The 25931-nt window shown below is 71.6% G+C and carries 29 protein-coding genes and 1 tRNA gene; 17 read left to right on the forward strand and 13 right to left on the reverse strand.

What is annotated here, in order from left to right; genetic code table 11:
• The first annotated feature begins 95 nt into the window (after nucleotides 1-95).
• On the forward strand, nucleotides 96-746 hold the full coding sequence (gene mtgA / locus BM419_RS04215; protein ID WP_020093494.1) for a monofunctional biosynthetic peptidoglycan transglycosylase: 651 nt from the start codon (nucleotides 96-98) through the stop codon (nucleotides 744-746).
• 62 nt (nucleotides 747-808) lie between these two features.
• The gene (locus BM419_RS04220) at nucleotides 809-1453 is read left to right on the forward strand and encodes a hypothetical protein (RefSeq protein ID WP_020093495.1); all 645 of its coding nucleotides are present in this window, start codon (nucleotides 809-811) and stop codon (nucleotides 1451-1453) included.
• Between the two features lie 49 nt (nucleotides 1454-1502).
• Here BM419_RS04220 and BM419_RS04225 read toward each other — a convergent pair whose 3' ends face one another.
• Nucleotides 1503-2741 (reverse strand): argininosuccinate synthase, encoded by a 1239-nt coding sequence (locus BM419_RS04225; RefSeq protein WP_020093496.1) that lies wholly within the window; start codon nucleotides 2739-2741, stop codon nucleotides 1503-1505.
• Between the two features lie 212 nt (nucleotides 2742-2953).
• On the opposite strand from BM419_RS04225, the gene BM419_RS04230 reads away from it, so the two are divergent.
• From BM419_RS04230 to BM419_RS04260, 7 genes are all read left to right on the forward strand, one after another.
• On the forward strand, nucleotides 2954-3580 hold the full coding sequence (locus BM419_RS04230) for a 2-hydroxychromene-2-carboxylate isomerase (protein WP_020093497.1): 627 nt from the start codon (nucleotides 2954-2956) through the stop codon (nucleotides 3578-3580).
• Between the two features lie 129 nt (nucleotides 3581-3709).
• Nucleotides 3710-4408 (forward strand): DsbA family protein, encoded by a 699-nt coding sequence (locus BM419_RS04235; RefSeq protein ID WP_020093498.1) that lies wholly within the window; start codon nucleotides 3710-3712, stop codon nucleotides 4406-4408.
• Between the two features lie 216 nt (nucleotides 4409-4624).
• Complete coding sequence (locus tag BM419_RS04240; RefSeq protein ID WP_020093499.1) at nucleotides 4625-5197, forward strand: F0F1 ATP synthase subunit delta; 573 nt, start codon at nucleotides 4625-4627, stop codon at nucleotides 5195-5197.
• A gap of 54 nt (nucleotides 5198-5251) precedes the next feature.
• Nucleotides 5252-6784 carry a F0F1 ATP synthase subunit alpha gene (atpA, locus tag BM419_RS04245; protein WP_020093500.1) on the forward strand — a complete coding sequence of 511 codons (1533 nt, stop codon included), beginning with the start codon at nucleotides 5252-5254 and terminating at the stop codon, nucleotides 6782-6784.
• Nucleotides 6785-6918: 134 nt separating this feature from the next.
• The gene (locus BM419_RS04250; protein WP_020093501.1) at nucleotides 6919-7809 is read left to right on the forward strand and encodes a F0F1 ATP synthase subunit gamma; all 891 of its coding nucleotides are present in this window, start codon (nucleotides 6919-6921) and stop codon (nucleotides 7807-7809) included.
• Between the two features lie 42 nt (nucleotides 7810-7851).
• On the forward strand, nucleotides 7852-9306 hold the full coding sequence (gene atpD / locus BM419_RS04255; RefSeq protein ID WP_020093502.1) for a F0F1 ATP synthase subunit beta: 1455 nt from the start codon (nucleotides 7852-7854) through the stop codon (nucleotides 9304-9306).
• Nucleotides 9307-9446: 140 nt separating this feature from the next.
• The gene (locus BM419_RS04260) at nucleotides 9447-9848 is read left to right on the forward strand and encodes a F0F1 ATP synthase subunit epsilon (protein ID WP_020093503.1); all 402 of its coding nucleotides are present in this window, start codon (nucleotides 9447-9449) and stop codon (nucleotides 9846-9848) included.
• Between the two features lie 7 nt (nucleotides 9849-9855).
• Here the strand turns inward: BM419_RS04260 and BM419_RS04265 are convergent, their stop codons facing one another.
• The 7 genes from BM419_RS04265 to hrpB form a co-directional block, all read right to left on the reverse strand.
• Nucleotides 9856-11094 (reverse strand): CCA tRNA nucleotidyltransferase, encoded by a 1239-nt coding sequence (locus tag BM419_RS04265; protein ID WP_091924995.1) that lies wholly within the window; start codon nucleotides 11092-11094, stop codon nucleotides 9856-9858.
• A complete protein-coding gene (locus BM419_RS04270; protein WP_020093505.1) occupies nucleotides 11091-11348 on the reverse strand; it encodes a DUF6111 family protein in 258 nt (85 codons plus the stop codon). Before BM419_RS04270 ends, BM419_RS04265 begins: the two co-directional genes overlap by 4 nt.
• A 9-nt stretch (nucleotides 11349-11357) precedes the next feature.
• The gene (locus tag BM419_RS04275; RefSeq protein ID WP_026604983.1) at nucleotides 11358-12029 is read right to left on the reverse strand and encodes a CoA pyrophosphatase; all 672 of its coding nucleotides are present in this window, start codon (nucleotides 12027-12029) and stop codon (nucleotides 11358-11360) included.
• Entirely contained in the window at nucleotides 12026-12610 is a 585-nt protein-coding gene (locus BM419_RS04280) for a DUF1285 domain-containing protein (protein ID WP_020093507.1), read from the reverse strand. The genes BM419_RS04275 and BM419_RS04280 overlap by 4 nt, the downstream gene beginning before the upstream one ends.
• Nucleotides 12611-12700: 90 nt before the next feature.
• A complete protein-coding gene (locus BM419_RS04285) occupies nucleotides 12701-13924 on the reverse strand; it encodes an SMP-30/gluconolactonase/LRE family protein (RefSeq protein ID WP_020093508.1) in 1224 nt (407 codons plus the stop codon).
• Between the two features lie 74 nt (nucleotides 13925-13998).
• The gene (locus BM419_RS04290; RefSeq protein WP_020093509.1) at nucleotides 13999-14439 is read right to left on the reverse strand and encodes a PaaI family thioesterase; all 441 of its coding nucleotides are present in this window, start codon (nucleotides 14437-14439) and stop codon (nucleotides 13999-14001) included.
• 41 nt (nucleotides 14440-14480) lie between these two features.
• Nucleotides 14481-16946 (reverse strand): ATP-dependent helicase HrpB, encoded by a 2466-nt coding sequence (gene hrpB, locus BM419_RS04295; RefSeq protein ID WP_026604985.1) that lies wholly within the window; start codon nucleotides 16944-16946, stop codon nucleotides 14481-14483.
• Nucleotides 16947-17131: 185 nt separating this feature from the next.
• On the opposite strand from hrpB, the gene BM419_RS04300 reads away from it, so the two are divergent.
• The 4 genes from BM419_RS04300 to BM419_RS04315 all read left to right on the forward strand — a co-directional run bounded on the left by BM419_RS04300 (nucleotide 17132) and on the right by BM419_RS04315 (nucleotide 19454).
• Nucleotides 17132-17779, forward strand: a complete 648-nt coding sequence (locus BM419_RS04300) for a carboxymuconolactone decarboxylase family protein (protein WP_020093511.1) — start codon at nucleotides 17132-17134, stop codon at nucleotides 17777-17779.
• 150 nt (nucleotides 17780-17929) lie between these two features.
• Nucleotides 17930-18163: a hypothetical protein gene (locus BM419_RS04305; RefSeq protein ID WP_020093512.1), complete on the forward strand. Its 234-nt coding sequence runs from the start codon at nucleotides 17930-17932 to the stop codon at nucleotides 18161-18163.
• A 107-nt stretch (nucleotides 18164-18270) separates the two neighbouring features.
• Entirely contained in the window at nucleotides 18271-18642 is a 372-nt protein-coding gene (locus BM419_RS04310) for a hypothetical protein (protein WP_020093513.1), read from the forward strand.
• 113 nt (nucleotides 18643-18755) lie between these two features.
• Nucleotides 18756-19454, forward strand: coding sequence for a YoaK family protein (locus BM419_RS04315; RefSeq protein WP_020093514.1), 699 nt, complete (start codon nucleotides 18756-18758; stop codon nucleotides 19452-19454).
• On the opposite strand, the gene BM419_RS04320 is transcribed toward BM419_RS04315, so the two are convergent.
• The 5 genes from BM419_RS04320 to BM419_RS04340 all read right to left on the reverse strand — a co-directional run bounded on the left by BM419_RS04320 (nucleotide 19444) and on the right by BM419_RS04340 (nucleotide 21586).
• Nucleotides 19444-19692 (reverse strand): hypothetical protein, encoded by a 249-nt coding sequence (locus tag BM419_RS04320; protein ID WP_020093515.1) that lies wholly within the window; start codon nucleotides 19690-19692, stop codon nucleotides 19444-19446. The two genes, BM419_RS04315 and BM419_RS04320, sit on opposite strands and share 11 nt — an antisense overlap.
• A gap of 102 nt (nucleotides 19693-19794) precedes the next feature.
• Nucleotides 19795-19977 carry a hypothetical protein gene (locus BM419_RS04325; protein ID WP_020093516.1) on the reverse strand — a complete coding sequence of 61 codons (183 nt, stop codon included), beginning with the start codon at nucleotides 19975-19977 and terminating at the stop codon, nucleotides 19795-19797.
• A gap of 25 nt (nucleotides 19978-20002) precedes the next feature.
• Nucleotides 20003-20089: transfer RNA gene (locus BM419_RS04330), tRNA-Leu, on the reverse strand.
• 33 nt (nucleotides 20090-20122) lie between these two features.
• Complete coding sequence (locus BM419_RS04335) at nucleotides 20123-21316, reverse strand: FAD-dependent monooxygenase (protein WP_042674994.1); 1194 nt, start codon at nucleotides 21314-21316, stop codon at nucleotides 20123-20125.
• Nucleotides 21317-21328: 12 nt separating this feature from the next.
• Nucleotides 21329-21586: a zinc-finger domain-containing protein gene (locus BM419_RS04340; protein WP_020093518.1), complete on the reverse strand. Its 258-nt coding sequence runs from the start codon at nucleotides 21584-21586 to the stop codon at nucleotides 21329-21331.
• Nucleotides 21587-21783: 197 nt separating this feature from the next.
• Between BM419_RS04340 and map the strand changes: the two genes are divergently transcribed.
• The 4 genes from map (at nucleotide 21784) to BM419_RS04360 (ending at nucleotide 25910) form a co-directional block, all read left to right on the forward strand.
• Nucleotides 21784-22614: a type I methionyl aminopeptidase gene (gene map, locus BM419_RS04345; RefSeq protein WP_024831058.1), complete on the forward strand. Its 831-nt coding sequence runs from the start codon at nucleotides 21784-21786 to the stop codon at nucleotides 22612-22614.
• Between the two features lie 6 nt (nucleotides 22615-22620).
• Complete coding sequence (gene radC / locus BM419_RS04350) at nucleotides 22621-23367, forward strand: RadC family protein (RefSeq protein WP_020093519.1); 747 nt, start codon at nucleotides 22621-22623, stop codon at nucleotides 23365-23367.
• Between the two features lie 96 nt (nucleotides 23368-23463).
• Complete coding sequence (locus BM419_RS04355) at nucleotides 23464-24897, forward strand: circularly permuted type 2 ATP-grasp protein (protein WP_020093520.1); 1434 nt, start codon at nucleotides 23464-23466, stop codon at nucleotides 24895-24897.
• Nucleotides 24898-24962: 65 nt separating this feature from the next.
• A complete protein-coding gene (locus BM419_RS04360; RefSeq protein WP_020093521.1) occupies nucleotides 24963-25910 on the forward strand; it encodes an alpha-E domain-containing protein in 948 nt (315 codons plus the stop codon).
• The last annotated feature ends 21 nt before the right edge of the window (nucleotides 25911-25931 follow it).

The raw sequence follows: 25931 nt of genomic DNA on the forward strand, positions 1-25931 counted from the left end.
GACTCACGGTGGACGGGGCTCGACGCAGGCGGGAGACGGCAGGTCGCGACCTCCCGCTCGCGCGCCCGCGCCGTTCCCGTCGCGTCCGACAGCTTGTGGGAGCGCTGCTGCTGCTCCCCGCCGTCGGGTTCGTCCTCGCGCTGACGTTGGCGCTCGTCTATAGCGCGGTGATGCCGCCGTCGACCCTGATGCTGGGACGGTGGTTGACGCTTCAGCCGGTGAGTCGGGATCCGGTCCCGCTCTCCGCCATCGCGCCGGTCCTGCCGCAGGCGGTGATCGCCTCGGAGGATCAGCGCTTCTGCCTGGATCACGGGGTCGATTTCGGCGCGATCCGCGACGTGGTCGAGGACGAGGATTCCCCGAGCCGCGGCGCCTCCACGATCGCCATGCAGACGGTGAAGAACGTCTTCCTGTGGCCCGGCCGCTCCTACATCCGGAAGGCCATCGAGATCCCGCTGGCGCTGGCGCTCGACACGCTCTGGGGCAAGCGCCGGATGATGGAGATCTACCTCAACGTCGCCGAGTGGGGCGACGGGATCTACGGCGCGCAGGCCGCGAGCCGGCACTGGTTCGGCAAGGACGCGAGCCGGCTGACCCGCAACGAGGCCGCCCTGCTCGCCGCCGTGCTGCCGAACCCGATCACCCGCAGCGCCGGCCGGCCCTCTCCCGGGGTGCGCCGCCGGGCCGCGCGGATCCAGGCGATGATGGGACAGATCGACGGCCTCACGGGCTGCGTGCGGCGGTAGCAGGGGGCGACTCGCCTCTGTAAGACGGGCCTTCCAAGCGTGAGAGCCGGGACCGATACACGATGAGCGATGCCGCCTACGACCTGAGCCTGGAGCGCATCGCCCTGATCCGCCGGATGGTCGTCGCCTGGGACGGCGCCGAGCCGGGGGCGCCGACCATCCACCCGGCCGCCCCCTATGGCAGCCTCGACCGCGACGGCGATATCGCCAACGTCACCGGCGACGACGAGGGCGCCGAGGAGGAGCACCGGTCCCTCGAGGACGGCCTCGCCGTCTTCGTCCAGAACGGGCAGCTGAAGCCGGGCCGGTACCAGTACCACAACGGTCTGGCCAAGCTCGATCCGGGCGCCGTGGGCGACGTCTTCCGGGACGCGGCCACCGGCGAGACCCCGGACCTGATCACCTTCGCGGTGACGCCCGAGCACCTCGCGCTGATCCCGCAGCTGAACATCGGGTGGAACGCCGAGCAGGGGGTGCCGCGCGTCGACCCGGAGCGGCCCTACGGCGCGGACGGTGCCTACACCGCGGCCATGAAGCGCCTTCTCGCCGCCGTGCCGGGCGCGGCCGCGAACGACGACGAGGACGCGGAGACGCGGCTCGTGCGCCTCCATCGCGAATTGCAGCCGGCCCTGCAGATCTTCCTGCGCTACGCCGATCTCGGGCCCGGCGACTTCCGTCGGGCCGCCGAGCGCTGGCTCCCCGCCTGACGGCTACCTCCGGTCGCGGCCGCCCGCGCGGCGGCGACCGGCACCGGGCTCAGCCCTCGCGCTTCTTGCGCTGGGCCAGGGTGCGCAGGCGCAGGGCGTTGAGCTTGATGAAACCCGCCGCGTCGCGGTGATCGTAGGCGACGGCGCCCTCCTCGAAGGTCACGAGGTCCTGGTCGTAGAGCGAGTGCGGGCTCTCGCGGCCGATCACGTGGACGCCGCCCTTGTAGAGCTTCAGCCGCACCGTGCCGGTGACCTTCTCCTGGCTCTTGTCGATCAGGGCCTGGATCATCTCGCGCTCCGGCGAGAACCAGAAGCCGTTGTAGATGAGCTCGGCGTATTGCGGCATGAGCTGGTCCTTGAGGTGCGCGGCCCCCCGGTCCAGCGTGATCGACTCGATGGCGCGGTGCGCCGGCAGCAGGATCGTGCCGCCCGGCGTCTCGTACATGCCGCGGCTCTTCATGCCGACGAAGCGGTTCTCCACCAGGTCGAGCCGGCCGATGCCGTTGGCGCGGCCGAGCTCGTTGAGCTTGGTCAGAAGGCTCGCGGGCGACAGAGCCTCGCCGTCGATCGAGACGGCGTCGCCGCGCTCGAACCCGATCGTGATGACCGTCGGCTGGTCGGGCGCCTCCTCGGGGGAGAGGGTGCGCGAGTAGACGTAGTCCGGCACCTCGACGGCCGGATCCTCCAGCACCTTGCCCTCCGAGGAGGCGTGCAGGAGGTTGGCGTCCACCGAGAACGGGCTCTCGCCGCGCTTGTCCTTGGCGATCGGGATCTGGTGCTGCTCGGCGAAGGCGATGAGCTGCTCGCGCGAGCGCAGGTCCCACTCGCGCCAGGGCGCGATTACCGTGACGTCGGGCTTCAGCGCGTAGTAGCCAAGCTCGAACCGGACCTGATCGTTCCCCTTGCCGGTGGCGCCGTGGCAGACCGCGTCGGCGCCGACGCGCTCGGCGATCTCGATCTGCTTCTTGGCGATCAGCGGCCGGGCGATCGAGGTGCCGAGCAGGTAGACGCCCTCGTAGACGGCGTTCGCCCGGAACATCGGGAAGACGTAGTCGCGGACGAATTCCTCGCGCAGGTCCTCGATGTAGATATTCTCGGGCTTGATGCCGAGGAGCTCCGCCTTGCGGCGCGCGGGCTCCAGCTCCTCGCCCTGGCCGAGATCGGCCGTGAAGGTGACGACCTCGCAGCCGTAGGTGGTCTGCAGCCACTTCAGGATGATCGATGTGTCGAGGCCGCCGGAATAGGCCAGCACGACCTTCTTCACGGGGCTCTTCGCGGGGACGGACATGGGACTTCCGGAACTGGGCGAGGGATCTGGCTCGGCGTCTGCGGCTTATCGCGGGTGTCACCGGCCTGCAACCGGCGCGCCGCCTCGCGCGTAGCCGAGATGCCGGAGGATCGGCCGCGTTTCGCCTCACGACGGCCTTGCGGTTGTGTCAGAAACGGCGCGGGCGTTGCAGGTCGTCATCGCCGCGAGAGTGCATCGGAGAAGCGAAGTCTATGGCGCGCCAGCCAATTCTGGAGTTCTGGTACGAATTCGCCTCCACCTACTCCTACCTCGCGGCCATGCGCGTCGAGGCCGCCGCCGCCGAGGCGGACGTGGCGATCCGGTGGCGCCCCTTCCTGGTCGGGCCGCTCTTCGCCGCGCAGGGCTGGACCACCTCGCCGTTCAATCTCTACGCGGCCAAGGGCAAGAACATGTGGCGCGACGTCGAGCGCGAGGCCGCCCGCCTCGGCCTGCCGCCGGTGACGCGCCCCGCCCAGTTTCCGCAGAACAGCCTCAGCGCGGTGCGGGTCGCGATCCTCGGCCAGGACCAGCCGTGGCTGGTCCCGTTCTCGAAGGCGGTCTTCACCGCGAGCTTCGCCGAGGGCCGCTCGATCGCGGAGCCGGCGGCCGTCGCGGAGATCCTCGATTCGCTCGGGCTCGACGGCACGCAGACCGTGCGGGCCGCCGCCGCCGAGGCCAACAAGACGAAGCTGCGGGTCAGCGTCGAGGAGGCGCGCTCCCGCGGGATCTACGGGGCGCCGACGTTCCTGGCCGATGACGGCGAGCTGTTCTGGGGCAACGACCGGCTCGAGCAGGCCCTGGCCTGGGCGACCGGCGACCGGCCGAAGGGGCTGCGCTAGGCCGCGCCCGCCGCGCGGTAGCGCGACGTTCACGGCCGCTCGGCCATGAAACCGACTCGACCCCCTGGTTCTGGTCCGGCTCCGCTTCGGCGCGGCCGGAGCGGGACAGCGATGCCCCGGACGAGTCCCATGCCTGTTTCGAAGCCTGTCTCGCGACGCCTCCTGCTCGCCGCAGCCGCCACCTTCGGTGCCGGCCTGACCAGCGCCTCCGCGCAATCCTACGGCCAGCGGGTCGCGGTGACGGGCGACGACGGGCGCGCGGTGGCGAACTCGATCCTGCCGGGCGAGATCACCGGGCAGATCCCGGCCCTGCGCGGCGTGACCTATGTCGGGCCGCGGGATGCCGGCACCACGCTCTACGAGTTCTTCGACTTCAACTGCCCGTACTGCCGGAAGGCGGCCGCCGACGTGGTTGCCCTGCACGACAGCGATCCGGAGCTGCGGATCGGGCTTGTCCACAACCCGATCCTGTCGCCGCAATCCGCCCAGGCCGCCAAGGTGATGCTCGCGGTGCAGCGCAAGCTCGGCTCCGAGGCGGCGTGGCGCTTCTACCAGACGCTGCTGGGCAAGCCCGGCCGCATCGACGGGCCCGGCGCGCTCGCCGTCGCCGCCACGATGGGGATCCCGCAGGCGGAGGTCGAGGAGATCGCCGACAGCGAGGAGGTGCGCGCGGCGCTGAAGAGCCAGATGCGGATGGCCGCGGATCTCGGCCTATACGCGACGCCGTCCTACGTGATCGGCAACAGCGGGATCCTCGGGCATCCCGGCGCCGGCGCCATGGCCAAGATGATCGCGAGCGTGCGGCGCTGCGACCGGCTCGCCTGCTGAGGCGGGACCCGCGTCACACTTCCGCCGTCCTGACGCGCAGCGACGCGCGCCTGCCGTGTTGCGCGCGGCCATGCTGGCATGCTAGGCGGTCGCCGCGCCGCGAGGACAGTTCTCGACCTGTCCGTTGCCGGCGCGATCCCACGTCCCGAACGGTCTCGCACCGCGCTCCAGCCGGAGCGCGCGGAGCGGACGGGCAACCAGAGAAGAGAGCGACGGGTGGCGCAGAACGGTTCCGAGGCTGGTCCCCTGGTCGCAGGCGTGGCGGGCCGGTACGCTTCCGCCCTGTTCGAGCTCGCGCGCGACGAGCGCCAGGTCGACGCGGTCGCCGAGTCTCTCGATCAATTCGACACGCTGCTGAAGGAGAGCGCGGATCTCCGCCGCCTCGTCCGCAGCCCGGTCTTCAGCGCCGAGGAGCAGGCGGCCGCCATCGGCGCCGTGCTCGACAAGGCGGGCATCGGCGGCCTCGCCGGCAATTTCATCCGCCTCGCGGCCTCGAACCGCCGGCTCTTCGCCCTGCCCGACATGATCGACGCGTTCCGGACCCTGGTCCAGGACTCGAAGGGCATCGTGCGCGCCCAGGTCCGGGTGGCCGAGAAGCCCTCCGACGCGGTGATCGAGGAGATCAAGGCGTCGCTGCGCGACATCGCCAAGGCCGATGTCGCCGTCGACCTCGTGGTCGATCCCAGCCTGATCGGCGGCCTCGTCGTGAAGATGGGCTCGCGCATGGTCGACGCCTCCCTCAAGACCAAGCTCAACGGTATCCGCCTCGCGATGCGGGCCGCGCGGTAAGCGCCCCCATCCGACCCGAACACGCATAGACGCATCAGCGACAGAGGCCCGAGTATGGACATCCGCGCCGCCGAGATCTCCGCGATCCTGAAAGAGCAGATCAAGAACTTCGGCGAGGAGGCCGAGGTCTCCGAGGTCGGGCAGGTCCTGTCCGTCGGCGACGGCATCGCCCGCGCCTACGGCCTCGACAACGTCCAGGCCGGCGAGATGGTCGAGTTCGAGTCGGGCGTGCGCGGCATGGCCCTGAACCTCGAGCAGGACAACGTCGGCATCGTGATCTTCGGCTCCGACCGCGAGATCAAGGAAGGCCAGACCGTCAAGCGGACCGGCGCCATCGTGGACGTGCCGGTCGGCAAGGGCCTGCTCGGCCGCGTCGTCGACGCCCTCGGCAACCCGATCGACGGCAAGGGCCCGATCCAGTCGACCGAGCGTCGCCGCGTCGACGTCAAGGCTCCGGGCATCATCCCGCGCAAGTCTGTGCACGAGCCGATGGCCACGGGCCTGAAGGCGATCGACGCCCTGATCCCGGTCGGCCGCGGCCAGCGCGAGCTGATCATCGGCGATCGCCAGACCGGCAAGACCGCCATCGCCCTCGACACGATCCTGAACCAGAAGCCGGGCCACACCGCCGGCAGTGACGAGAAGGCCAAGCTCTACTGCATCTACGTCGCTATCGGCCAGAAGCGCTCGACGGTGGCCCAGTTCGTGAAGGTCCTGGAGGACCAGGGCGCGCTGGAGTACTCCATCGTCATCGCCGCCACGGCGTCCGACGCGGCCCCGATGCAGTTCATCGCGCCGTTCGCCGGCTGCGCCATGGGCGAGTACTTCCGCGACAACGGCATGCACGCCGTGATCGTGTACGACGATCTGTCCAAGCAGGCCGTGGCCTACCGCCAGATGTCGCTGCTGCTGCGCCGCCCGCCGGGCCGCGAGGCGTATCCGGGCGACGTGTTCTACCTCCACAGCCGCCTGCTCGAGCGCGCCGCCAAGATGGGCGACGCCGCCGGCAACGGCTCGCTGACCGCGCTGCCGGTCATCGAGACCCAGGCCAACGACGTCTCGGCCTACATCCCGACCAACGTGATCTCGATCACCGACGGCCAGATCTTCCTCGAGACCGACCTGTTCTACCAGGGCATCCGCCCGGCGGTGAACGTCGGCCTCTCGGTGTCGCGGGTGGGCTCCTCGGCGCAGACCAAGGCGATGAAGAAGGTCGCCGGCAAGATCAAGGGCGAGCTCGCGCAGTACCGCGAGATGGCCGCCTTCGCGCAGTTCGGCTCGGATCTCGACGCCTCCACCCAGGCGCTCCTGAACCGCGGCTCGCGGCTCACCGAGCTCCTGAAGCAGCCGCAGTTCTCGCCACTGAAGATGGAAGAGCAGGTCGCGGTGATCTACGCCGGCGTGAACGGCTACCTCGACAAGATGCCGGTGACCAAGGTCCGTCCCTTCGAGGACGCGCTGCTCTCGACCCTGCGCTCCAAGCACAAGGACCTGCTCGACTCGATCGCCGCCTCCAAGGACCTGTCGGACGAGAACGCCGGCAAGCTGAAGAGCGTCGTCGAGAGCGTCGCCAAGTCGATCGGCTGATGTGAGGCCCCTCCCCTCGGGGAGGGATCTTGGGTGGTGCGGGGGGATCCCGGTCCCCGCCGCACCGCCCGAACTTCCGGCTCCTTCCCGCCGAGGGAAGGAGAGGCCCATAGAACGGACCTGGACCTCACCCGATGGCGAGTTTGAAGGACCTGCGCAACCGCATCACCTCGGTGAAGGCGACGCAGAAGATCACCAAGGCCATGCAGATGGTCGCCGCCGCCAAGCTGCGCCGGGCGCAGATGGCCGCCGAGGCGGGCCGTCCCTACGCCGAGAAGATGTCGGCGGTGCTCGGCAACCTCGCGGGCAACCTCGTCGGCGGCGTCGGCGCCCCGCGGCTCCTGTCCGGGACCGGCTCCGAGCAGACGCACCTGCTCGTGGTGTGCACGGGCGACCGCGGCCTCGCCGGCGCGTTCAACTCGTCGATCGTCCGCCTCGCGGTGCGCGAGTACGCCCAGAGGCTCGCCGCCGAGGGCAAGACGGTCAAGATCATGACGGTCGGCAAGAAGGGCCTCGACGCGCTGCGCCGGCAGTACCGCGACCAGATCGTCGAGAGCATGGACATCCGCGGCAACCGCCCGGTGGATTACGAGTTCGCCGCCTCGATCGCCGACAAGATCCTGACCCGCTTCGAGAACGGCGAGTTCGACGTCGCGACCCTGTTCTACTCCGAGTTCCGCTCGGTCATCTCGCAGATCCCGACCGCGCAGCGCCTGATCCCCGCGGAGCTGCCGGCGGTCGACACGACCGCGAAGGCGGCCGCCGGCAACGCCGCCCTGGAATTCGAGCCGTCCGAGGAGGCGATCCTCGAGACGCTGCTGCCGAAGAACCTGACGGTGCAGATCTACCGGGCGCTCCTGGAGAACGCCGCCTCCGAGCAGGGCGCGCGCATGAGCGCCATGGACTCGGCGACCCGCAACGCGGGCGAGATGATCAAGAAGCAGACGCTGATCTACAACCGGACGCGTCAGGCCATGATCACCAAGGAACTCATCGAGATCATCTCGGGCGCGGAAGCCCTCTGAGGCACCGCGACCCGACCGCACAGCTTGAAGGGTAGGTTAACGATGGCGAACACCGCACTCCCCGGCACCGGCTCCAACAAGGTCGGCAAGATCACCCAGGTCATCGGCCCCGTGGTCGACGTGCAGTTCGAGGGCCACCTGCCCGAGATCCTGAACGCGCTGGAGACCAAGAACAACGGCGCCCGCCTCGTCCTCGAGGTGGCCCAGCAGCTCGGCGAGAACACCGTCCGCTGCATCGCCATGGACACGTCCGAGGGCCTGACCCGCGGCCAGGAGTGCACCGACACCGGCGAGCCGATCAAGGTTCCGGTCGGCATGAACACGCTCGGCCGCATCATGAACGTCATCGGCGAGCCGATCGACGAGGCTGGCCCAGTCCAGGCCGACACGTTCCGCGCCATCCACCAGCCGGCCCCCTCCTACGCCGAGCAGTCGACCGAGGCCCAGATCCTCGTGACCGGCATCAAGGTGGTGGACCTGCTCGCCCCCTACGCGAAGGGCGGCAAGATCGGCCTGTTCGGCGGCGCCGGCGTCGGCAAGACCGTGCTGATCATGGAGCTGATCAACAACATCGCCAAGGTGCACTCGGGCTACTCGGTGTTCGCCGGCGTGGGTGAGCGCACCCGCGAGGGCAACGATCTCTACCACGAGATGATCGAGTCCAAGGTGAACGTCGACCCGAAGGAGCACGGCTCCGCCGAGGGTTCGAAGTGCGCCCTGGTCTACGGCCAGATGAACGAGTCGCCGGGCGCCCGCTCGCGCGTCGCCCTGACCGGCCTCACGATCGCCGAGCAGTTCCGCGACGACGGCCAGGACGTGCTGTTCTTCGTCGACAACATCTTCCGCTTCACGCAGGCGGGCTCCGAGGTGTCGGCGCTCCTCGGCCGCATCCCGTCGGCGGTGGGCTACCAGCCGACGCTCGCCACCGACATGGGCGCCCTCCAGGAGCGCATCACCACCACGACCAAGGGCTCGATCACCTCGGTGCAGGCGATCTACGTGCCGGCCGACGACCTGACCGACCCGGCGCCCGCCGCCTCGTTCGCCCACCTCGACGCCACGACCGTGCTGTCGCGCTCGATCGCCGAGAAGGGCATCTACCCGGCGGTGGACCCGCTGGACTCGACCTCGCGCATGCTGTCGCCGGCGATCCTCGGCGAGGAGCACTACGATGTCGCCCGCCGCGTCCAGCAGACCCTGCAGCGCTACAAGGCTCTCCAGGATATCATCGCGATCCTGGGCATGGACGAGCTGTCCGAGGAGGACAAGCTGACCGTGGCCCGCGCCCGCAAGATCGAGCGCTTCTTCTCGCAGCCCTTCTCGGTGGCCGAGGTGTTCACTGGCTCGCCGGGCAAGCAGGTCGCCCTCGAGGACACCATCAAGGGCTTCAAGGGCCTGGTGAACGGCGACTACGACGACCTCCCGGAGGCCGCCTTCTACATGGTCGGCACCATCGAGGAGGCCCAGGAGAAGGCCAAGAAGCTCAAGGCCGCGTAAGACGACACCCCCTTCCCCGCGCGGGAAGGGGACAGAGGCCGCGCGGGCGACCCTGACCGGTGCCGTCCGCGCAGCCTTTTTCCGAGACGCTCCGCCCGCTTGGCGGGGCGCGCGCCGCCGATCCGGGAACACGTCAGGCCATGGCCACCTTCCACTTCGATTTCGTCGGCCCCGAGCGGACGCTGTATTCCGGCGAGGTGACCGCCGTTCAGCTGCCCGGCACCGAGGGCGAGATGACCGTGATGCCGGGCCACGCGCCCGTGCTGACCTCCCTTCGGGTCGGCGTCATCGTGATCACCGAGAGCCAGGGCAGCGGCAAGCGGATCTACGTCCGCGGCGGCTTCGCCGATATCGGCCCGACGGCCGTGACCGTGCTGGCCGAGCGCGCCGCCCCGATCGAGGAGCTGACGCACGAATCCCTCGACCGCGACATCGAGGCGATCGAGATGCAGCGCGACGCCACCGAGGACCTGCAGAAGCGCGAGGAGCTGAACGGCCAGATCGTCCAGCTCCAGGAGACCAAGGCGCTCCTGAAGCTCTGAGCCTCGTTCAGCGGGCGCCCTCCAGCGCCCGCGCCAGCAGGTCGGCCCGCGCTGCCGCGTCCGTCGGGCAGCCCCGCTCCAGCCAGATCCTCCGCGCCGCGGCCAACCCGCGCCCGATCCCGGGCCCCGGCGCCACCCCGGCCGCGACGAGATCCGCCCCCGCCAGGGGAAAGGCCGGCGACTCCCCTTCCCCCTCCAGGGCCCGCAGGGCCGCCCGCGCCGCCTCCGTCACGGCGGGCCGCGGCTCTCCGGCCAGGATCGCCAGCGCGTCGGCCAGGCACGACAGGCCGTGCTCCGCCGCCAGGGCCCGCGCCGCGACCGCGTCCAGCACCGCGCATCCGTGGAGATCGGCCAGCGCCGCGGCGTAGCCGAGCAGCTGCCCGTGCTCGTTCTTCGACAGGCGTAGCCGGTCGCGCAGCCGGTCGGCGTCGTGCCGAGCGCCGACGGCGAGGGCCGCGAGGCGCGTCACCGGAGGCAGGCCCGCGGCTGCGGCCCGTTCCAGCCGCCCGAGCTCCCCGACGCCGCCGGTGATCCGCGGCAGCAGCCCGGTCGTGCTCAGCGTCGTCACCATGGCCGCGCCGCCGGGGGCCGCGAGCAACTTCAGGAATTCCGCGCGCACGCGCTCGCGAGAGAGCCGGTCCAGGCTGTCCCGCGCGGCCACGCAGGCCGCCAGCGCCGCGGCGTCTGGCGCGCCGGCTCCGAACCGCGCATGGAAGCGGAAGAAGCGCAGGATCCGCAGCGCGTCCTCGCGGATCCGGGTCGCCGGGTCGCCGATGAAGCGCACCCGCCCGGCCGTCAGGTCGGGCCGGCCGCCCACCGGGTCGTGCAGGGTTCCGTCGGCGCCGAGGGAGAGCGTGTTGACGGTGAAGTCGCGGCGCTCGGCGTCGCGGAGGAAGTCGCTGCCGAAGCGGACGACGGCGTGACGCCCGTCGGTCTCGACGTCCTCGCGCAGGGTCGTGACCTCGATCGGCCCGTCCTCGGTCACCAGCGTGATGGTGCCGTGCTCGATGCCGGTCGGCACCGCCTTGAGGCCGGGCGCCCGCTGCGCCGCCCGCATCACCGCCTCGGGCCGGTGCGTCGTCGCCATGTCGATGTCGGCGGTCGGCGCGCCGAGGAGCGCGTCGCGGACGCAGCCGCCGATCAGGCGGGTCTCCGCGCCCGGCGCGTCCAGGGCCGCGAGGACGCGGCGGACGCCCGGGCGTTCGAGCAGGGCCGCCAGCCCCGCCGGATCGAGGGCGCGGCTCACCGGAAGCCACCGGGTACGAGGCGGCCGTTCTCCATGTGGGTCGGCACGTAGCCCCCGGGACGGCGCTCCGAGAACAGGCCCTCGTAGACGAGGGTGCCGATCACCACCGCCAGCCCGGCCAGGACCAAGCGGAACAGGTGCGCGTCCCAGTGTACCCGGCGCAGGGGATTGCGGCCGGACAGCAGCAGGTAGACGAGGAACAGCGCGAAGGGAATGAGGAAGAGGCCGAACTCTTCGAGGATGCGGCGGAGCATGCGGTCAGCCTAACGCGCCGCGCGGTCGGCGTCGCCCGGCTCCGCCTCCGGGTAGAGCCGTTCCCGCAGATTGTTCAGGATCCCGGCGGTGACGCCCCAGATCAGCCGCTCGCCGAAGGTCAAGGCGTAGAACCAGCGCTCGCGGCCCTGCCACGCGCGGGAGCGCAGGCGGTAGCGCTCCGGGTCCATGAGGAACGGGAGCGGTACCTCGAAGACGTCGGCCACCTCGTCCGGGTTCGGCGTCAGGACCGCGCCGGGATCGACCAGGCCGATGACCGGCGTCACGAGGAAGCCGGTGCCCGAGAGGTATGGGTCGAGATAGCCGAGGAACCGCACCGCCTCGGGCGGCAGCCCGATCTCCTCGTAGGCCTCCCGCAGGGCCGCGTCCGCAGGCCCGGGATCGGAGGGATCGATCTTGCCCCCCGGCAGCGCCACCTGCCCGGAATGGTCGCGCAGGTTGGCGGCCCGCATCGTCAGGATCAGGGTCGGACCGTCCGCGCGCGGCACGACCGCCACGAGGACGGCGGCCCGGCGGTGCGGCGGCGGCGGGATCACGGCCGTCCCGTCCGGATCGAGGCTGTGGTCGCCCCGGGGATTGGAGGTCGGATCGTCCGGTCCGGGCGGGTCCGGCGACAGGCCGGCGGCGGCGCGGGCGAGGAAGTCGGCGAGCGGGTCGCTCACGCGGCGGCGACCGGCGCGATCGAGTGGAAGGCGCCGCCGGCCCACAGGCCGAGCCAGGGCTTCCCGTCGACCAGACGCTCCTCGGCGAGGTCCACGAGGTCGTAGGTGAGCGCCCGGGTCACGAGCGCCCACAGCCCGCGGCGGACATGGAGGTAGGGCTTCAGCGCCCCGTCCGGCGCCTCCTCGAAGCGGAGGGTGTGGTCGGCGTCGACGCTCACTAGGTCGTCGACGTTGGTCCGGAACGAGACCCGCCGGTCCGCCCCGCTCCCGTCCACCGCCATCTCGACGGCCACGAAGGCCGCGTCGTCCACGGTGATGCCCACGCTCTCCACCGGCGTGACCAGGACGGTCCGGCCGTCCGGCTCGCGCCGCAGGATGGTGGCGAAGAGCTTGACCAGCTTGTCCCGTCGGATCGGCGAGCCGTTGTGGAACCACGTCCCGTCCGCGGCGATGCGGATGTCGATGGCGCCGCAATAGGGTGGGTCCCACCGCTCCACCGGCGGCAGCCCGCGCTTCGGCAGATCCCCGAGGGCCGCGCTGAGGCGGCTCAAGGTCGGGTCGGGGGCGGGATCCTCGCTCATGCCCGTGACAGATAGCGTCGCGATGCCCGGTCAGCCATGGCCGAGAGGAGGATCGGCGCCGGTTCCGTCCCGGATCGCAGATTCGCGATCCTAGGCCGGCCCGGCGCCCTGGGTATTCACCGTCAGGGCGTAGAGCGACTGGCTCGCCGCCATGAACAGGCGGTTGCGCTTGGGGCCGCCGAAGGTCAGATTCCCGCACACTTCCGGCAGGCGGATCCGACCGATGAGCTTGCCCTGGGGCGTCCAGACGGTGACGCCGTTGTAGCCCACGGCCCGGCCGGCATTGCTCGACACCCAGAGATTGCCGTCGACGTCGGTCCGCAGGCCGTCGGGCCCGCATTTCACCCCGTCGACGACGCAGTCCGAGAAGAGGCGCTTGTTCGAGAGCGCCGCCCCGGCCCCGACGTCGAAGGCATAGATCTCGCCCTTGCCGCCGGGTCCGGTATCCCCGGGACCCTTGCCGGTGGAGCAGACGTAGAGCGTCCGGTGATCGGGCGAGAAGCACAGGCCGTTGGGGTCGGGCACCTCGTCGTCGGTCAGAACCCGGTCGACCCGGCCGGACGGGTCGATGCGGTAGACCGCGTTCGGGAGCTCGCGTCGCCGCGGGACGGTCCCGGCGGGCTGGCCGAGCCGCGGATCGAGATGGCCCTGCCGGTTGCTCGGGCCGCCGGCGACGTCGGGCAGGCCCTCGTAGAGAAGCGCCCCGTAGGGCGGATCGGAGAACCAGTAGGCGCCGTCCGGGTGCTGGATGACGTCGTTGGGCGAGTTGAGCGGCTTGCCCTCGAACGAATCGGCCAGGACCGTCGCCGAGCCGTCGAGCTCGTAGCGGACGACCCGCCCGGTGGCGTGCTCGCAGGTAAGCTGTCGCCCCTGGCGATCGAAGCTGTTGCCGTTGGAGTTGTTGCTCGGCATCCGGAAGGTGGAGACGTGCCCGTCCTCCTCCAGCCAGCGCATCTGCCGGTTGTTCGGGATGTCGCTCCAGACGAGGTAACGGCCGACCGAGTTCCAGGCCGGTCCCTCCGCCCAGAGGGCGCCGGTCCAGAGCCGGCGGATGGCGCTGTTGGGCACGATGTAGGGCTCGAACGCCGGGTCGACCGTGACGATGTCCGGATCGGTGAAGTAGGTGGTCGGGGCGGCGCCAGGCCGGAAGTCGCGCGGCGGGCTCGTCACCGTGCTGGGCGGTTCCGGTCGGGCCGCCGCGTCGCCGGCAGTGACGGCCAGGGCCCCCAGGCCCGCGAGGATCGTGCGCCGGGATCGCGGAATCGACTCGCGTTCACCCGCGATCCCGGATGCGTCGGTCCGCGACGGTCGCATGTGATCCTCCCCCGCACATCGGGCCTCTGCGCCGCGATGCGCCCGGGCAGGTTAGGACCGTCGTCCTGCGCGGGTCAATCGGGACGGCGCCTCAGGATCTTCCAGACGCCGTCCGCCGAGGCGAGGAGACGTGTGCCGTCGCGGACGTCGCCGCGCATGAACACCAGGGAGCCCGTGCGCTTGACGACCTGCGGCCGGATCTCGATCCAGTCGCCGAGTCGGCCGACATCGATGAACTTCATCTCCAGCTGGATGGTCACGCAGTTGGCGCCCCCGGCGGCGCGCATCGCGGTCTCGCCGAGGGCGCGGTCGGCGAAGCTCATCAGCATGCCGCCGTGGACCACGCCGATCAGGTTGGCGTGCTTCTGATCGGCCCGGAAGGCGTAGGCGCCGTCCGCGCCGCGGACGTGCAGCGGCCCGACATGGGCGATGAAGCCCTTGTCCTCCACCGGCGTCCAGCCTTCGGCGGAGGGGTCGTGGGCGGCGGGGTCGTGGGCATCCGTGTCGTTCGTCATCGCGTCGGGCTCGTTCGTGTCGGGGTCTCGGAGGGCGGCTGTCAGGTTTCCCGGGGCTTGGCCCGGCGGGTCGGGGCCTCGCTGAGCGGGTCCTCCGGCCAGGGATGGCGCGGGTAGCGCCCGCGCATCTCGGACCGCACCGCCGCCCAGGAACCGCGCCAGAAGCCCGGCAGGTCCCGCGTGATCTGGATCGGCCGCTGGGCCGGCGACAGCAGGTGCAGGACCAGCGGCCGGCCGCCGGCCCTGGGATGCCGGTCGAGGCCGAACAGCTCCTGGACTCGGACCGCCAGCGCCGGTTCCTCGGCCGTGTAATCCACCGGGATGCGGGAGCCGGTCGGCACCTCGACATGGGTCGGCGCCTCCGCGTCGAGCCGCGCGCGCAGGTCCCAGGGCAGCAGGGCCTGGAGGGCGTCCGCGAGGTCGCTCGCCGTGACCGACGCCAGGGCGGCGCGCCCCACTAGGGCAGGCGCCAGCCACGTCTCCGCGGTGCGAGCCAGGGCGTCGTCCGACAGGTCGGGCCAAGCCACGCCGTCGGCGGCGTGCAAGAAGGTCACCCGGGCCCGCCACTGCGCCAGGGCCTGCGTCCACGGCAGGCGGTCGATCCCGAGATCGGCGATGCCGCGCGCCAGGATCGCGGCGCTGTCCGTATCGGGCGGCACCGGCAGCGGCCGTGACCCGAGACTGACCGCGCCGAGCCGCCGGACCGCCCGCGCCCGCAGGGCGGCCGCCTGCGGATCGAAGGCGATCTCGGTGCGCGACTCGATCCGGTCGGCGAAGAGGCGCTCGATCGCCTCAGTGCCGATCGCCGCCGCGGCCAGGATCCGGGCGTTCCCGGCCGATCCGGCGAGGTCGGCGACCACCAGATGGGTCTCGCGGGCGAGCGGGCTCGCCGGGTCGAGGCGCCCGGCCCGACCGCTCGCCATCACGAACTCGCCCTCGCGGCCGCGCGCCCGGGCGACCCGGTCGGGATAGGCGAGTGCCAGGAGCGGCCCGGCGGCGGCCGGACCGGCATCCGGGCTCGCGGGGCCGGTGGCCCCGGCGTTCCGGGCCCAGTTCTCGGCGAGCCGGCGCATGTCGGCGGCGCGCCCGCCCCGGTCGCGGAGGAAGCGCTCGACCCGGTCGTCGAGGTCGACCCCGTCGCCCCCAAGGCCCCGCTCCACCAGCACGGCGGCGAGGTCGGCCGCGGCCCGCGCCTGGCCGGTACCGGCCGCGACCGTCACCATCCGGGCGAGCCGCGGCGGCAGCGGCAGCGCCCGCAGGCGCGCGCCGACCGGCGTCAGGCGGCCGTCGGCGTCGAGGGCGCCCAGCTCACTCAGCAGGGCGCGGGCCTCCGCCAGGGCCGGCGCCGGCGGCGGGTCGAGGAAGGCGAGCGCGCCCGGGTCGGTCACGCCCCAGGCGGCGCAGTCGAGGAGCAGCCCGGCGAGGTCGGACGACAGGATCTCGGGCCGCGTGAACGGCTCCAGGGCGTTGGTGCCGGCCTCGGACCAGAGCCGCCAGCACAGGCCGGGCTCGGTGCGGCCGGCGCGGCCCCGGCGCTGGTCCACCGAGGCGCGGGAGGCGCGGGCCGTGACCAGCCGGGTCAGGCCGAGGCCCGGCTCGTAGACCGGGACCCGCGCCAACCCCGAATCGACCACGATCCGGACGCCCTCGATGGTCAGGGAGGTCTCGGCGATGCTGGTCGCGAGGACGACCTTCCGGGTGCCGGCGGAGGCCGGCGCGACGGCGCGGTCCTGCTCGGCGGGCGTCAGCGCGCCGTAGAGCGGCGCGAGCTGCACGTCGGGTCCGACCTTCTCGGCCAGCAGGTCGGCGGTCCGGCGGATCTCGGCCTGCCCGGGCAGGAACACCAGGATCGAGCCCGGATCCGCCCGCAGGGCGCGCAAAGTGACCTCGGCGACCGAGTCCTCGATCCGCCGGTTCGGATCGCGCTCCGCGTAGCGGGTCTCCACCGGGAAGGCGCGCCCCTCGGAGGCCACGACCGGGGCGTCGCCCATCAGCCGCGCGACCCGGGCGCCGTCGAGGGTCGCCGACATGACGAGGATCCGCAGGTCTTCCCGCAGGCCGCCCTGCGCGTCGAGCGCCAGCGCGAGGCCGAGATCGGCGTCGAGGGAGCGCTCGTGGAACTCGTCGAACAGGACGGCTCCGACCCCGGACAGTTCCGGATCGTCCAGGATCATCCGGGTGAAGACACCCTCGGTGACGACCTCGATCCGCGTGCGGCCCGAGATCTTCGAGCCGAGGCGGACCCGCAGGCCGACCGTGCCGCCGACCGGTTCGCCCAAAGTCTGGGCCATCCGCGCGGCGGCGGCCCGGGCCGCGAGGCGGCGCGGCTCCAGCAGGACGATCTTGCGCCCGTCAAGCCAGGGCACCGCGAGCAGGTCGAGGGGCACGCGCGTCGTCTTGCCGGCGCCGGGGGGCGCCACCAGGACGGCGGCGTTCCGCGCGGCGAGCGCGCGGCGCAGATCGGGGAGCGCCGCCTCGATCGGCAGCACGGGTGCGGGACCGGCCATCGCGGCCGCTGATGGCGCGGTGCGGCGCCGAGCGCAACCGGGCCGGGCCCGGGACCGCGACGCGTCCGGCATTCCCGTGACGCCGCGCGCGATTCGACACGGGCTTGCCGCCCCGGGCCCTGGTGGCCGCGCGGCGCCGCCGCGATCGTGCGGCGCGACTGCACAGATCCAACGGGAGCGAAACGATGACCCTCCGCCGCCGCGCGCTGACTCTGGCCGCCCTCGCCCTGGCCCTGCCGCTGGCGACCCCGCTGGCGACCGTGGCGGCGCGGGCGCAGGACCGGCTGCCGACCATCCCGCCCCAGGACTACACGCCCGAGCAGAAGCAGGCGGCCGAGGCCTTCGCGCAGGCGCGCGGCAAGCCGCCCTTCGGGCCGTTCGAGCCGCTCATGTACTCGCCGGAGGTGATGACGCTCGCCCGGTCGATGGGCGACTACCTCCGCTTCAAGCCGAAGATCGGCACCACGCTCTCGGAGCTGGTGATCCTGATGACCGCCCGCCGCTGGACGCAGGACTACGAGTGGTACGTCCACGCGCCGATCGCCGAGAAGGCCGGCATCTCCGCCGACATCATCGCGGCGATCCGCGACGGCCGCCGGCCGGCGAAGATGAGCGACGACGAGACCCTCGTGTACGATTTCACCGCCGAGCTCCAGGACACGAAGCGCGTCTCCGACGCGACCTTCGCCCGCGCCGAGGCCCGGTTCGGCAAGCCCGGCGTCGTCGATCTGGCGGCGATCTCCGGCTACTACACGTTCCTGGCGATGGAGCTGAACGCGGCCCGCTACCCGATTCCCGCCGACGGCAAGCCGCTGCCGCGCATGCCCGAGTGAGCCGGCTTATCCACAGTCGTCCGGCAGCGGAAACTGCGTTGTCCACAGGGTTTGGCCGGTCACGCGCGGCCGGCCCGGCCTCCGTTGACGGAACGTTAACCCTTATGGCCTGTTCTCTTTTCGTTCCCGGACGCGACGAAGGAGAACCCGATGCTGACCCAGGTCCTGGCCCAGCGCGACGATCACGTATGCCCCGTCGAGGCGATCAGCACCGCGTATCTCGGCTTCGCGGGCGGCGATGCCGGGATCGCCCTGCGCTGCGCGATCGCCGACGCCCTGTCCGACCTGATGGAGGCCGAGCGGCGCACGCGCGAGCGCAGTCGCCTGATCTCCCGAGGCTACATCCGCACCGCCCCCGACACGGAGGCCGGACCGGCAAGCTGAACCGTGGCTGCAGGCCGGCTTCAGCATCGGTGCAGCGCGGGCGCGGCATTGTCCCTCGTGTGATCCGGGGCGCCGCAGGCGCTCCCCGCACCCACCGGAGACAGGTCATGACACGCATCGCTCTGCTCTCGGCCGCCGCGCTGATCGGCGCGGGCACCCTGGCCTCCACCGCCGCCGAGGCCCGCGGCGGCGGCGCCATCGCGGCCGGCATCATCGGCGGCCTCGCGGCCGGCGCCCTGATCGGCGCCGCGACCCAGGCCCACGCGGCGCCCGGCTACGGCTACGGATACGCGGATTACGGCTACGCCCCGGCTCCCGTGGTCGTGCGGCGGCCCCCGGTCTACCGCGTCTACGAGGAGGACGCGCCGGTCTACGCCACCCGCCGGACCGTGACCTACGAGCGGGTCCCGGTCGGCTACGGCCCCGCCCGCCACTGGGGCGGGGATTACGAGGGCGGCTACGGCTATCGCGGCTGGTGAGCCGGGGGTTGCGCCCGGGCGCCGTGACGGCGCCCGGGCGCGTGGCTTAAGACGGTGGCGGCGCCGACCGAATCGGGTTTCCGGCACCCCACCGACGGGTCATCGACGGGTCCATGCTGGTCCACGAAGGCGAGACGCGTACCCCCGAGGCCGACAGGGCGCTCGCCCTCTCCCTCGCCGGGGTGGCCGGCGCGCTGAACACCGCCGGCTTCTACGCGGTGGGCCTCTACGCCTCGAACATGACCGGGAACGTCTCGGCCATCTCGGACAGGACCGGCACGGGCGACCTGCTCCTCGCCCTGCAAGCCGGTCTGCTCGTCGTCCTGTTCGTGCTCGGCGCCGCCACCGCGACGCTGCTCATCCGTCGCCGCCGTCGCGGGCACCGACCGGGCGCCTACGCCTACGGGGTCTGCGCGGAGGCGATCCTCCTCGTCGCCGTCGGCCTGGTCGTGCTGCCGCTCCACGAGCCGGCGCGGAGCCACGCCCTGGTACTCGGCCTGAGCTTCGTCCTGGGCCTTCAGAACGCGGCCGTGACCAAGATCTCCGAATCGCGGGTGCGGACCACGCACGTGACCGGCATGATCACCGACATCGGCATCGAACTCGCGCGCTGGCTGGACCGCGGCCCATCCGGCGCGGATCCACTCAAGCCCCACGATCCGGAGCGGCTGCGGCTGTACCTGCTGACCGTCGGCGCCTTCCTGGCGGGCGGTGTGGTGGGGGTCGTGGCCTACCGCCTCGTCGGCGTGGCCCTGCTCTTCGCGGCGGCCGCGATCCTGGCCGGCCTCGCCCTCCCGGCGCTCAGGCGGTGACGTCGAGGAGCTGACCCATCATGCGGTCGGCGGAGCGCGCCACCGCGGCGTTCAGCGCGAAGGCCGACCGCGACCCGATCAGGTCCAGCGCGGCGCCCGACAGGTCCACCTGCGCGGCCGGCGGCAGTGTCGCGTCGCCGGTGGGCGCGCCGCTCGCCGCGATGGTCTCGGCCGCTCTCCCGAGCCGGTCGGTGGCCCGGGTCATGCCGGTGGCGGCGGTCTGAAGGGCGTCGATCATACCGGAATCTCCCCGCCGCCACTCTGGCAGGGACACGACAAGGGCCGGTTTCGGCGATCGCTCAAATGCAATCCATCCGGCGCGACGGCCGCCGCGTCCGCCTCACCCCTTCGGCGCGCACACGGTCACCGGAGAGGCGCCGCCGTAGGGCCGCTCCGCCTCGGCGATCTGCTTCGCGGCGGCCTCGCAGGCCTGCTTCGTGTTGAACTCGACCGATCCGATCGCGGAGCCCGAGCCGGCGAGCATGATGATGAGCACGTAGACCACGCCATTCCCCTCCGGCATCCCGGTCCGGCGTCGCGCTGCGTGCTGGTGCGGACGGCGGGACTCGAACCCGCACGGCCTCGCGGCCGCAAGATTTTAAGTCTCGTGCGTCTACCGGTTCCGCCACGTCCGCATGCACCCTCGGTAGCGGGGGCGGCGGGTCCGATCAAGCGGGGGGCGTCCAACCGTACAGCCAGGCGTAGCGGTCGCGCATGCCGTCCGGGCCGAGACGGGCCATCACGGCGTTGCGCAGGAACGCCACCACGCCGCCGGCGTGGTAGGTCCGGCCGTTGCTCCGCGCCGCTTTCTGAACCCGTCGCACCCGTGCGGTCCGCGCGCCCGAATACGCCGCGAGCGCGGCCGGAACGTCGGCGTTGTCTGCGAGGGCGCGCGTGAGGATCGCGGCGTCCTCGATCGCCAGGGCGGCCCCCTGCGCGAGATAGGGCAGCACCGGGTGGCCGGCATCGCCGATCAGCGCGAGCCGGTCGCGGGCGAGCGGGCGCGCCACGGCCCGGTCGGCGAGCGACCAGACCAGCCAGGAATCCGGCAGGCTCAGGAGATCGCGCAGCGGCGCGGCGCTGCCGCGCAGGTGCCCGCGCAGCACGGCCGGCTCCCCGAGCCGGCCCCAGCCCTCGTCGCCCACCGCCTCGGGCACCACCGCCACCACGTTGAGGAACTGGCCGTCCCGCACCGGGTAGTGCACCACGTGCCGGCCGCGGCCGAGCCACAGGCCGGTGGCGCCGCCGCGCAGGTCCTGCGGGACCGCCTCCATCGGGATGAGCGCGCGCCACGCCGCGGCCTGACCCGGGCGGAGCGGCGCCGAATCGAGATGCGCGCGCAGCCGGGACCTCAGCCCGTCCGCGCCGATCGCGAGGTCGAAGGCGACCGGTTGGGCCCCGCTCGCGCCCTCGACGGTGAGGACGGCCTCGGACGTCGTCTGGGACACGGCCGTGACGGTGCGCCCCATCATCAGGCGGATGGTCGAGCGGCTCCGGAGCGCGTCGAGCAGCAGCGTCTGCAGGTCGGCGCGGTGGATCACGTAGTAGGGCGCGCCGAAGCGGCTCTGCGCCTGCGCGCCGAGCGCCACGCCGCCGATGCGGCGGCCGCTGTCAAGGGCCCGCACCTCGACCGCCGGCGGCTCGCTCGCCGCCCGGCGCAGGGCCGCCGAGAGCCCGAGGCCTGCCAGAACCCGGCTCGCGTTGGGCGAGATCTGGATCCCGGCCCCGACCTCGCTGAAGCCGGTCCGGCGCTCGATCACCGTGACGGCGTGGCCGGCATCCGACAGCGCCAGCGCCGCCGTCAGGCCGCCGATCCCGGCCCCGACGATCCCGATCCGCAGAGATGGACTGCCAGAAGGCACGGTGGGCGGCGCCTACTCCGCCGCGACCTTGGCGTCGTCCCGCCACACGCAGGCCTGCGGCTCCGCCTCGTCGGCCTTCAGGCCGGCCCGGTAGCGGTAGAGCGTCGAGCAGTACTGGCAGATGATTTCGCTGTCGGCGCCCATGTCGAGGAACACGTGCGGGTGGTCGAACGGCGGCAGCGCGCCGATGCACATGAACTCCTTCACGCCCACGGTGATCACCGGCACGCCCGGCTCGTTGTGGAAGTGCGGTACCGCCTTGCCTGCCATCCGGCCCTCGCCTGCCCCGCGACTGACCGCGCGGCGAATCTGCCAGCGCGCTCCCGGGCGTCTCGCGGCCGCTTATGCCGCCAGCCCCGCGACCGGCGCAAGCCTCGCCCGACCTACGACCGATGCGGCTTGGACTCCCGGGCCCCGCGCCGTACATAGGGCGAAGCCCGATTGACGCCGCCGCGAAAAAAGTCCCGATCATGCAGCAGGAACAGGCCAGTGCGCAGGGTGCGCGCCGCGCCCCGGAACCGCCGATCCACGGTCCCGAGGGTTTCGAGGGCATGCGCCGGGCGGGTCGGCTCACCGCCGAGGCCCTCGACCTGCTGATGGAGGCGACGCAGCCCGGCGTCACCACCGAGGAACTCGACAAGCTCGCCTACACCTTCGCCATGGACCACGGCGCCTATCCGGCCTCGCTGCTCTACCGCGGCTATCCGAAGTCGATCTGCACCTCGATCAACCACGTGGTCTGCCACGGCATCCCCAACGACAAGCCGCTGCGCGAGGGCGACATCGTCAACCTCGACATCTGCCTGATCCTCGACGGCTGGCACGGTGATTCGAGCCGGATGGCCTATGTCGGCGAGGTGCCGCGCAAGGCCCAGCGCCTGTGCGAGATCACCTACGAGGCGCTGATGCGGGGCGTCGCCGCCGTGAAGCCCGGCGGATCGACCAACGACATCGGCCGGGCGATCCAGTCCTACGCCGAGGGCGAGCGCTGCTCGGTGGTGCGCGATTTCTGCGGCCACGGCCTCGGGCGCACCTACCACGACGCGCCCACGATCCTGCACTACGTCGAGGCCAGCTACGACGTGCCGTTCAAACCCGGCCAGTTCTTCACGATCGAGCCGATGATCAATCTGGGCCGGCCCGCCGTGAAGGTCCTGGGCGACGGCTGGACCGCCGTGACCCGCGACCGCTCGCTCTCCGCCCAGTTCGAGCACACGGTCGGTGTCACCGAGACCGGCGTCGAGATCTTCACGATCTCGCCGAAGGGGCTGCACCAGCCCGTCAACCCGGCCGCCTGACCGGCCGTGCCCGAGCGGCAGGACGACGGTGAGGCGGGGCTGTTCGCCGACAGCGCCGCCCCGTCGCCGGTCGAGAAGGAGACGCCGCACTACCACGGCCACCGCGACCGCCTGCGGGAGAAGTTCTCCGCCGCGGGGCCCGACGCGCTGCCCGATTACGAGCTGCTGGAGCTCGTCCTGTTCCGGGCGATTCCCCGGCGCGACGTGAAGCCCCTCGCCAAGGCGCTGGTCGCCCGGTTCGGCAGCTTCGCCGAGGTGGTCAGCGCCGAGCCGGCGCGGCTCATGGAAGTGGAGGGCGTGAGCGCCGGGGTCGCGTCCGACCTCAAGGTGATCGAGGCCGCGGCGCGGCGGCTGGCCCGGGGCGCGATCCGCGAGCGCGCGCTCCTGGGCTCGTGGAGCGCCCTGCACGAGTACCTGCGCGCCACCATGGCGTTCGCCCCGCGCGAGGAGTTCCGCGTCCTCTTTCTCGACAAGCGCAACCACCTCATCGCCGACGAGGTGCAAGGGCGCGGCACCGTCGACCACACGCCGGTCTACCCGCGCGAGGTCGCCCGCCGGGCGCTCGAACTGTCGGCGACGGCCATCATCCTGGCCCACAACCACCCGTCCGGCGACCCGGCCCCGTCGGCGGCCGACGTGGCGATGACCCGCGAGATCGTGGCCGTCCTGGCGCCGCTCAAGATCGTGGTCCACGACCACGTGATCCTCGGCCGAAACGGTCACGCCAGCCTGAAAGGCCTGAAGTTGATCTGATCCTCCGGCCTCCTTGAGCGTTATCGCCCGCGGATATAGCCATGATCGGGTGGCGCGCCTCTTGCCTCAAGAGCGGGAGCGTACGGGAGGAGCGAGATGGCGGTGACGGCCTTCGACGAGATGAACGGGATCGGCGCGGCCGATCCGGCGGCCGTCCGCGACGCCTACGGCCAGCTCAAGGCCTGGCTCGACTCCACGCCGCCCGAGCATTTCAACACCCGCCGCAGCCAGGCCGAGCTGCTGTTCCGCCGGATCGGCATCACCTTCGCGGTCTACGGCGACAACGAGTCGACCGAGCGGCTGATCCCGTTCGACATCATCCCCCGGGTGATCACCAAGCCGGAATGGGCCTTCCTGGAGCGCGGGCTGACGCAGCGGGTCACCGCCATCAACCTGTTCCTCAAGGACATCTACGGCGCCCAGGAATGCATCAAGGCCGGCATCATCCCGGCCGACCTCGTCTACCGCAACGCCCATTACCGCATGGAGATGCGGTCCTTCCGCGTGCCGCACGACCTCTACGTGCACATCGCCGGCATCGACATCGTCCGGACCGGCGAGAACGACTTCTTCGTGCTGGAGGACAACGCCCGCATCCCGTCGGGCGTCTCCTACATGCTGGAGAACCGGGAGGTCATGCTGCGCCTGTTTCCGGACCTGTTCTCGAAGCACCGGGTCGCGCCGGTGGAGAACTACCCGGACGCCCTGCTCGCCACCCTGCGCAGCCTCGCGCCGGGCTCGGCGACCCGGGACCCGACCGTCGTGCTGCTGACCCCCGGACGCTACAATTCCGCGTTCTACGAGCACTCGTTCCTGGCCGACAAGCTCGGCGTCGAACTGGTGGAGGCGTCCGACCTCTTCACCAAGGACGACGTCGTCTACATGCGCACCACCGAGGGGCCGCGGAAGGTCGACGTCATCTACCGCCGCCTCGACGACGACTTCCTCGACCCGCTGGTCTTCCGCCCGGACTCGGTGCTCGGCGTGCCCGGCCTGATGAACGCCTACGAGCGCGGCTCGGTCACCCTCGCCAACGCGGTCGGGACCGGCATCTCGGACGACAAGGCGGTCTACAGCTACATGCCGGAGATCGTGAAGTTCTTCACCGGCGAGGAGCCGATCCTGCACAACGTGCCGACCTATCGGTGCCGCGAGAAGGACGCGTTCGCGTACGTGATGGACAACCTGTCCGACCTGGTGGTGAAGGAGGTCAACGGCTCGGGCGGCTACGGGATGCTGGTCGGGCCGCATGCCAGCAAGCGCGAGCTCGACGACTTCGCCAAGAAGCTCAAGCACGCCCCGGACGGGTTCATCGCCCAGCCGACCCTGTCGCTCTCCACCTGCCCGACCTTCGTGGCCTCGGGCGTCGCGCCCCGCCACGTCGACCTGCGGCCCTTCGTGCTGTGCGGGGCCGACAAGATCCGCATCGTTCCGGGCGGCCTGACCCGGGTGGCGCTGAAGGAAGGCTCCCTGGTGGTCAATTCCAGCCAGGGCGGTGGCACCAAGGATACCTGGGTGCTCGACGCCTGAGCTCCGCGATATCCGGACGTTCCGAGGCGCGGACACCGTGGTCCGCACGACTTGGCTGAAGACCGATGCTCTCCAGGACTGCCGACAACCTCTTCTGGCTCTCCCGCTACGTCGAGCGCGCCGACTTCGTCGCCCGCATCCTCGACGCGGCGCACCGATTCGCGTCGCTGCCGACGAGCTACGGCGGCGGCGGGAGCAACGAGTGGGAATCGGCCCTCGCCTCCGCCGGCGACCCCGACGCGTTCAAGACCCATTACAGCGCGATCAACGCCGACACGGTCTGCGACTTCCTGGCCTTCAGCCCGCACAACCCCTCCTCGATCCGTTCCTGCATCGAGGCGGCCCGCGAGAATGCCCGCTCGGTCCGCACGGCGCTCACCACCGAGATGTGGGACGCGATCAACGGCGCGTGGCTGGAGCTGCGCAACTACGCCGGCAAGGACCTGAACCGCGACGAGTTCGGCCGCTTCCTCGACTGGGTGAAGACCGTCTCGCTGACCTTCGACGGCTCGGCGTTCCGGACGATGCTGCGCAACGACGCCTTCTGGTTCACCCGGCTCGGCACGGCGATCGAGCGGGCGGACAACACCGCCCGCATCCTCGACGTGAAGTACCAGATCCTGCTGCCGCACGACGAGACGGTGGGCGGCAGCCTCGACTACTTCCAGTGGACCACGATCCTGCGCGAAGTGTCGGCGTTCAACGCCTACCACTGGGTCTACCGGGAGAGCATCAAGCCGCTGCTGGTGGCCGACCTCCTGATGCTCAACAAGCAGATGCCGCGCTCCTTCGCGAACTGCTACGGCGTGATCGTCGAGTATCTCGACCTGATCGCCGACGCCTACGGCCGCCGGGGCCCGAGCCAGCGCCTCGCCGGAAACATGTTGGCGAAGCTGGAGGGCGAGGATATCGACCGGGTCTTCGCCACCGGGCTGCACGAGTTCGTCGAGGCGTTCATCGCCGAGAACAACAAGGTGGGCGAGGCGATCGCGAAGCAGTATCTGGTCGGCTGAACAGGACGGACAGGACGGCGC

The organism is Methylobacterium sp. yr668 (assembly GCF_900116245.1).
In the GTDB taxonomy this organism is placed as follows: domain Bacteria; phylum Pseudomonadota; class Alphaproteobacteria; order Rhizobiales; family Beijerinckiaceae; genus Methylobacterium.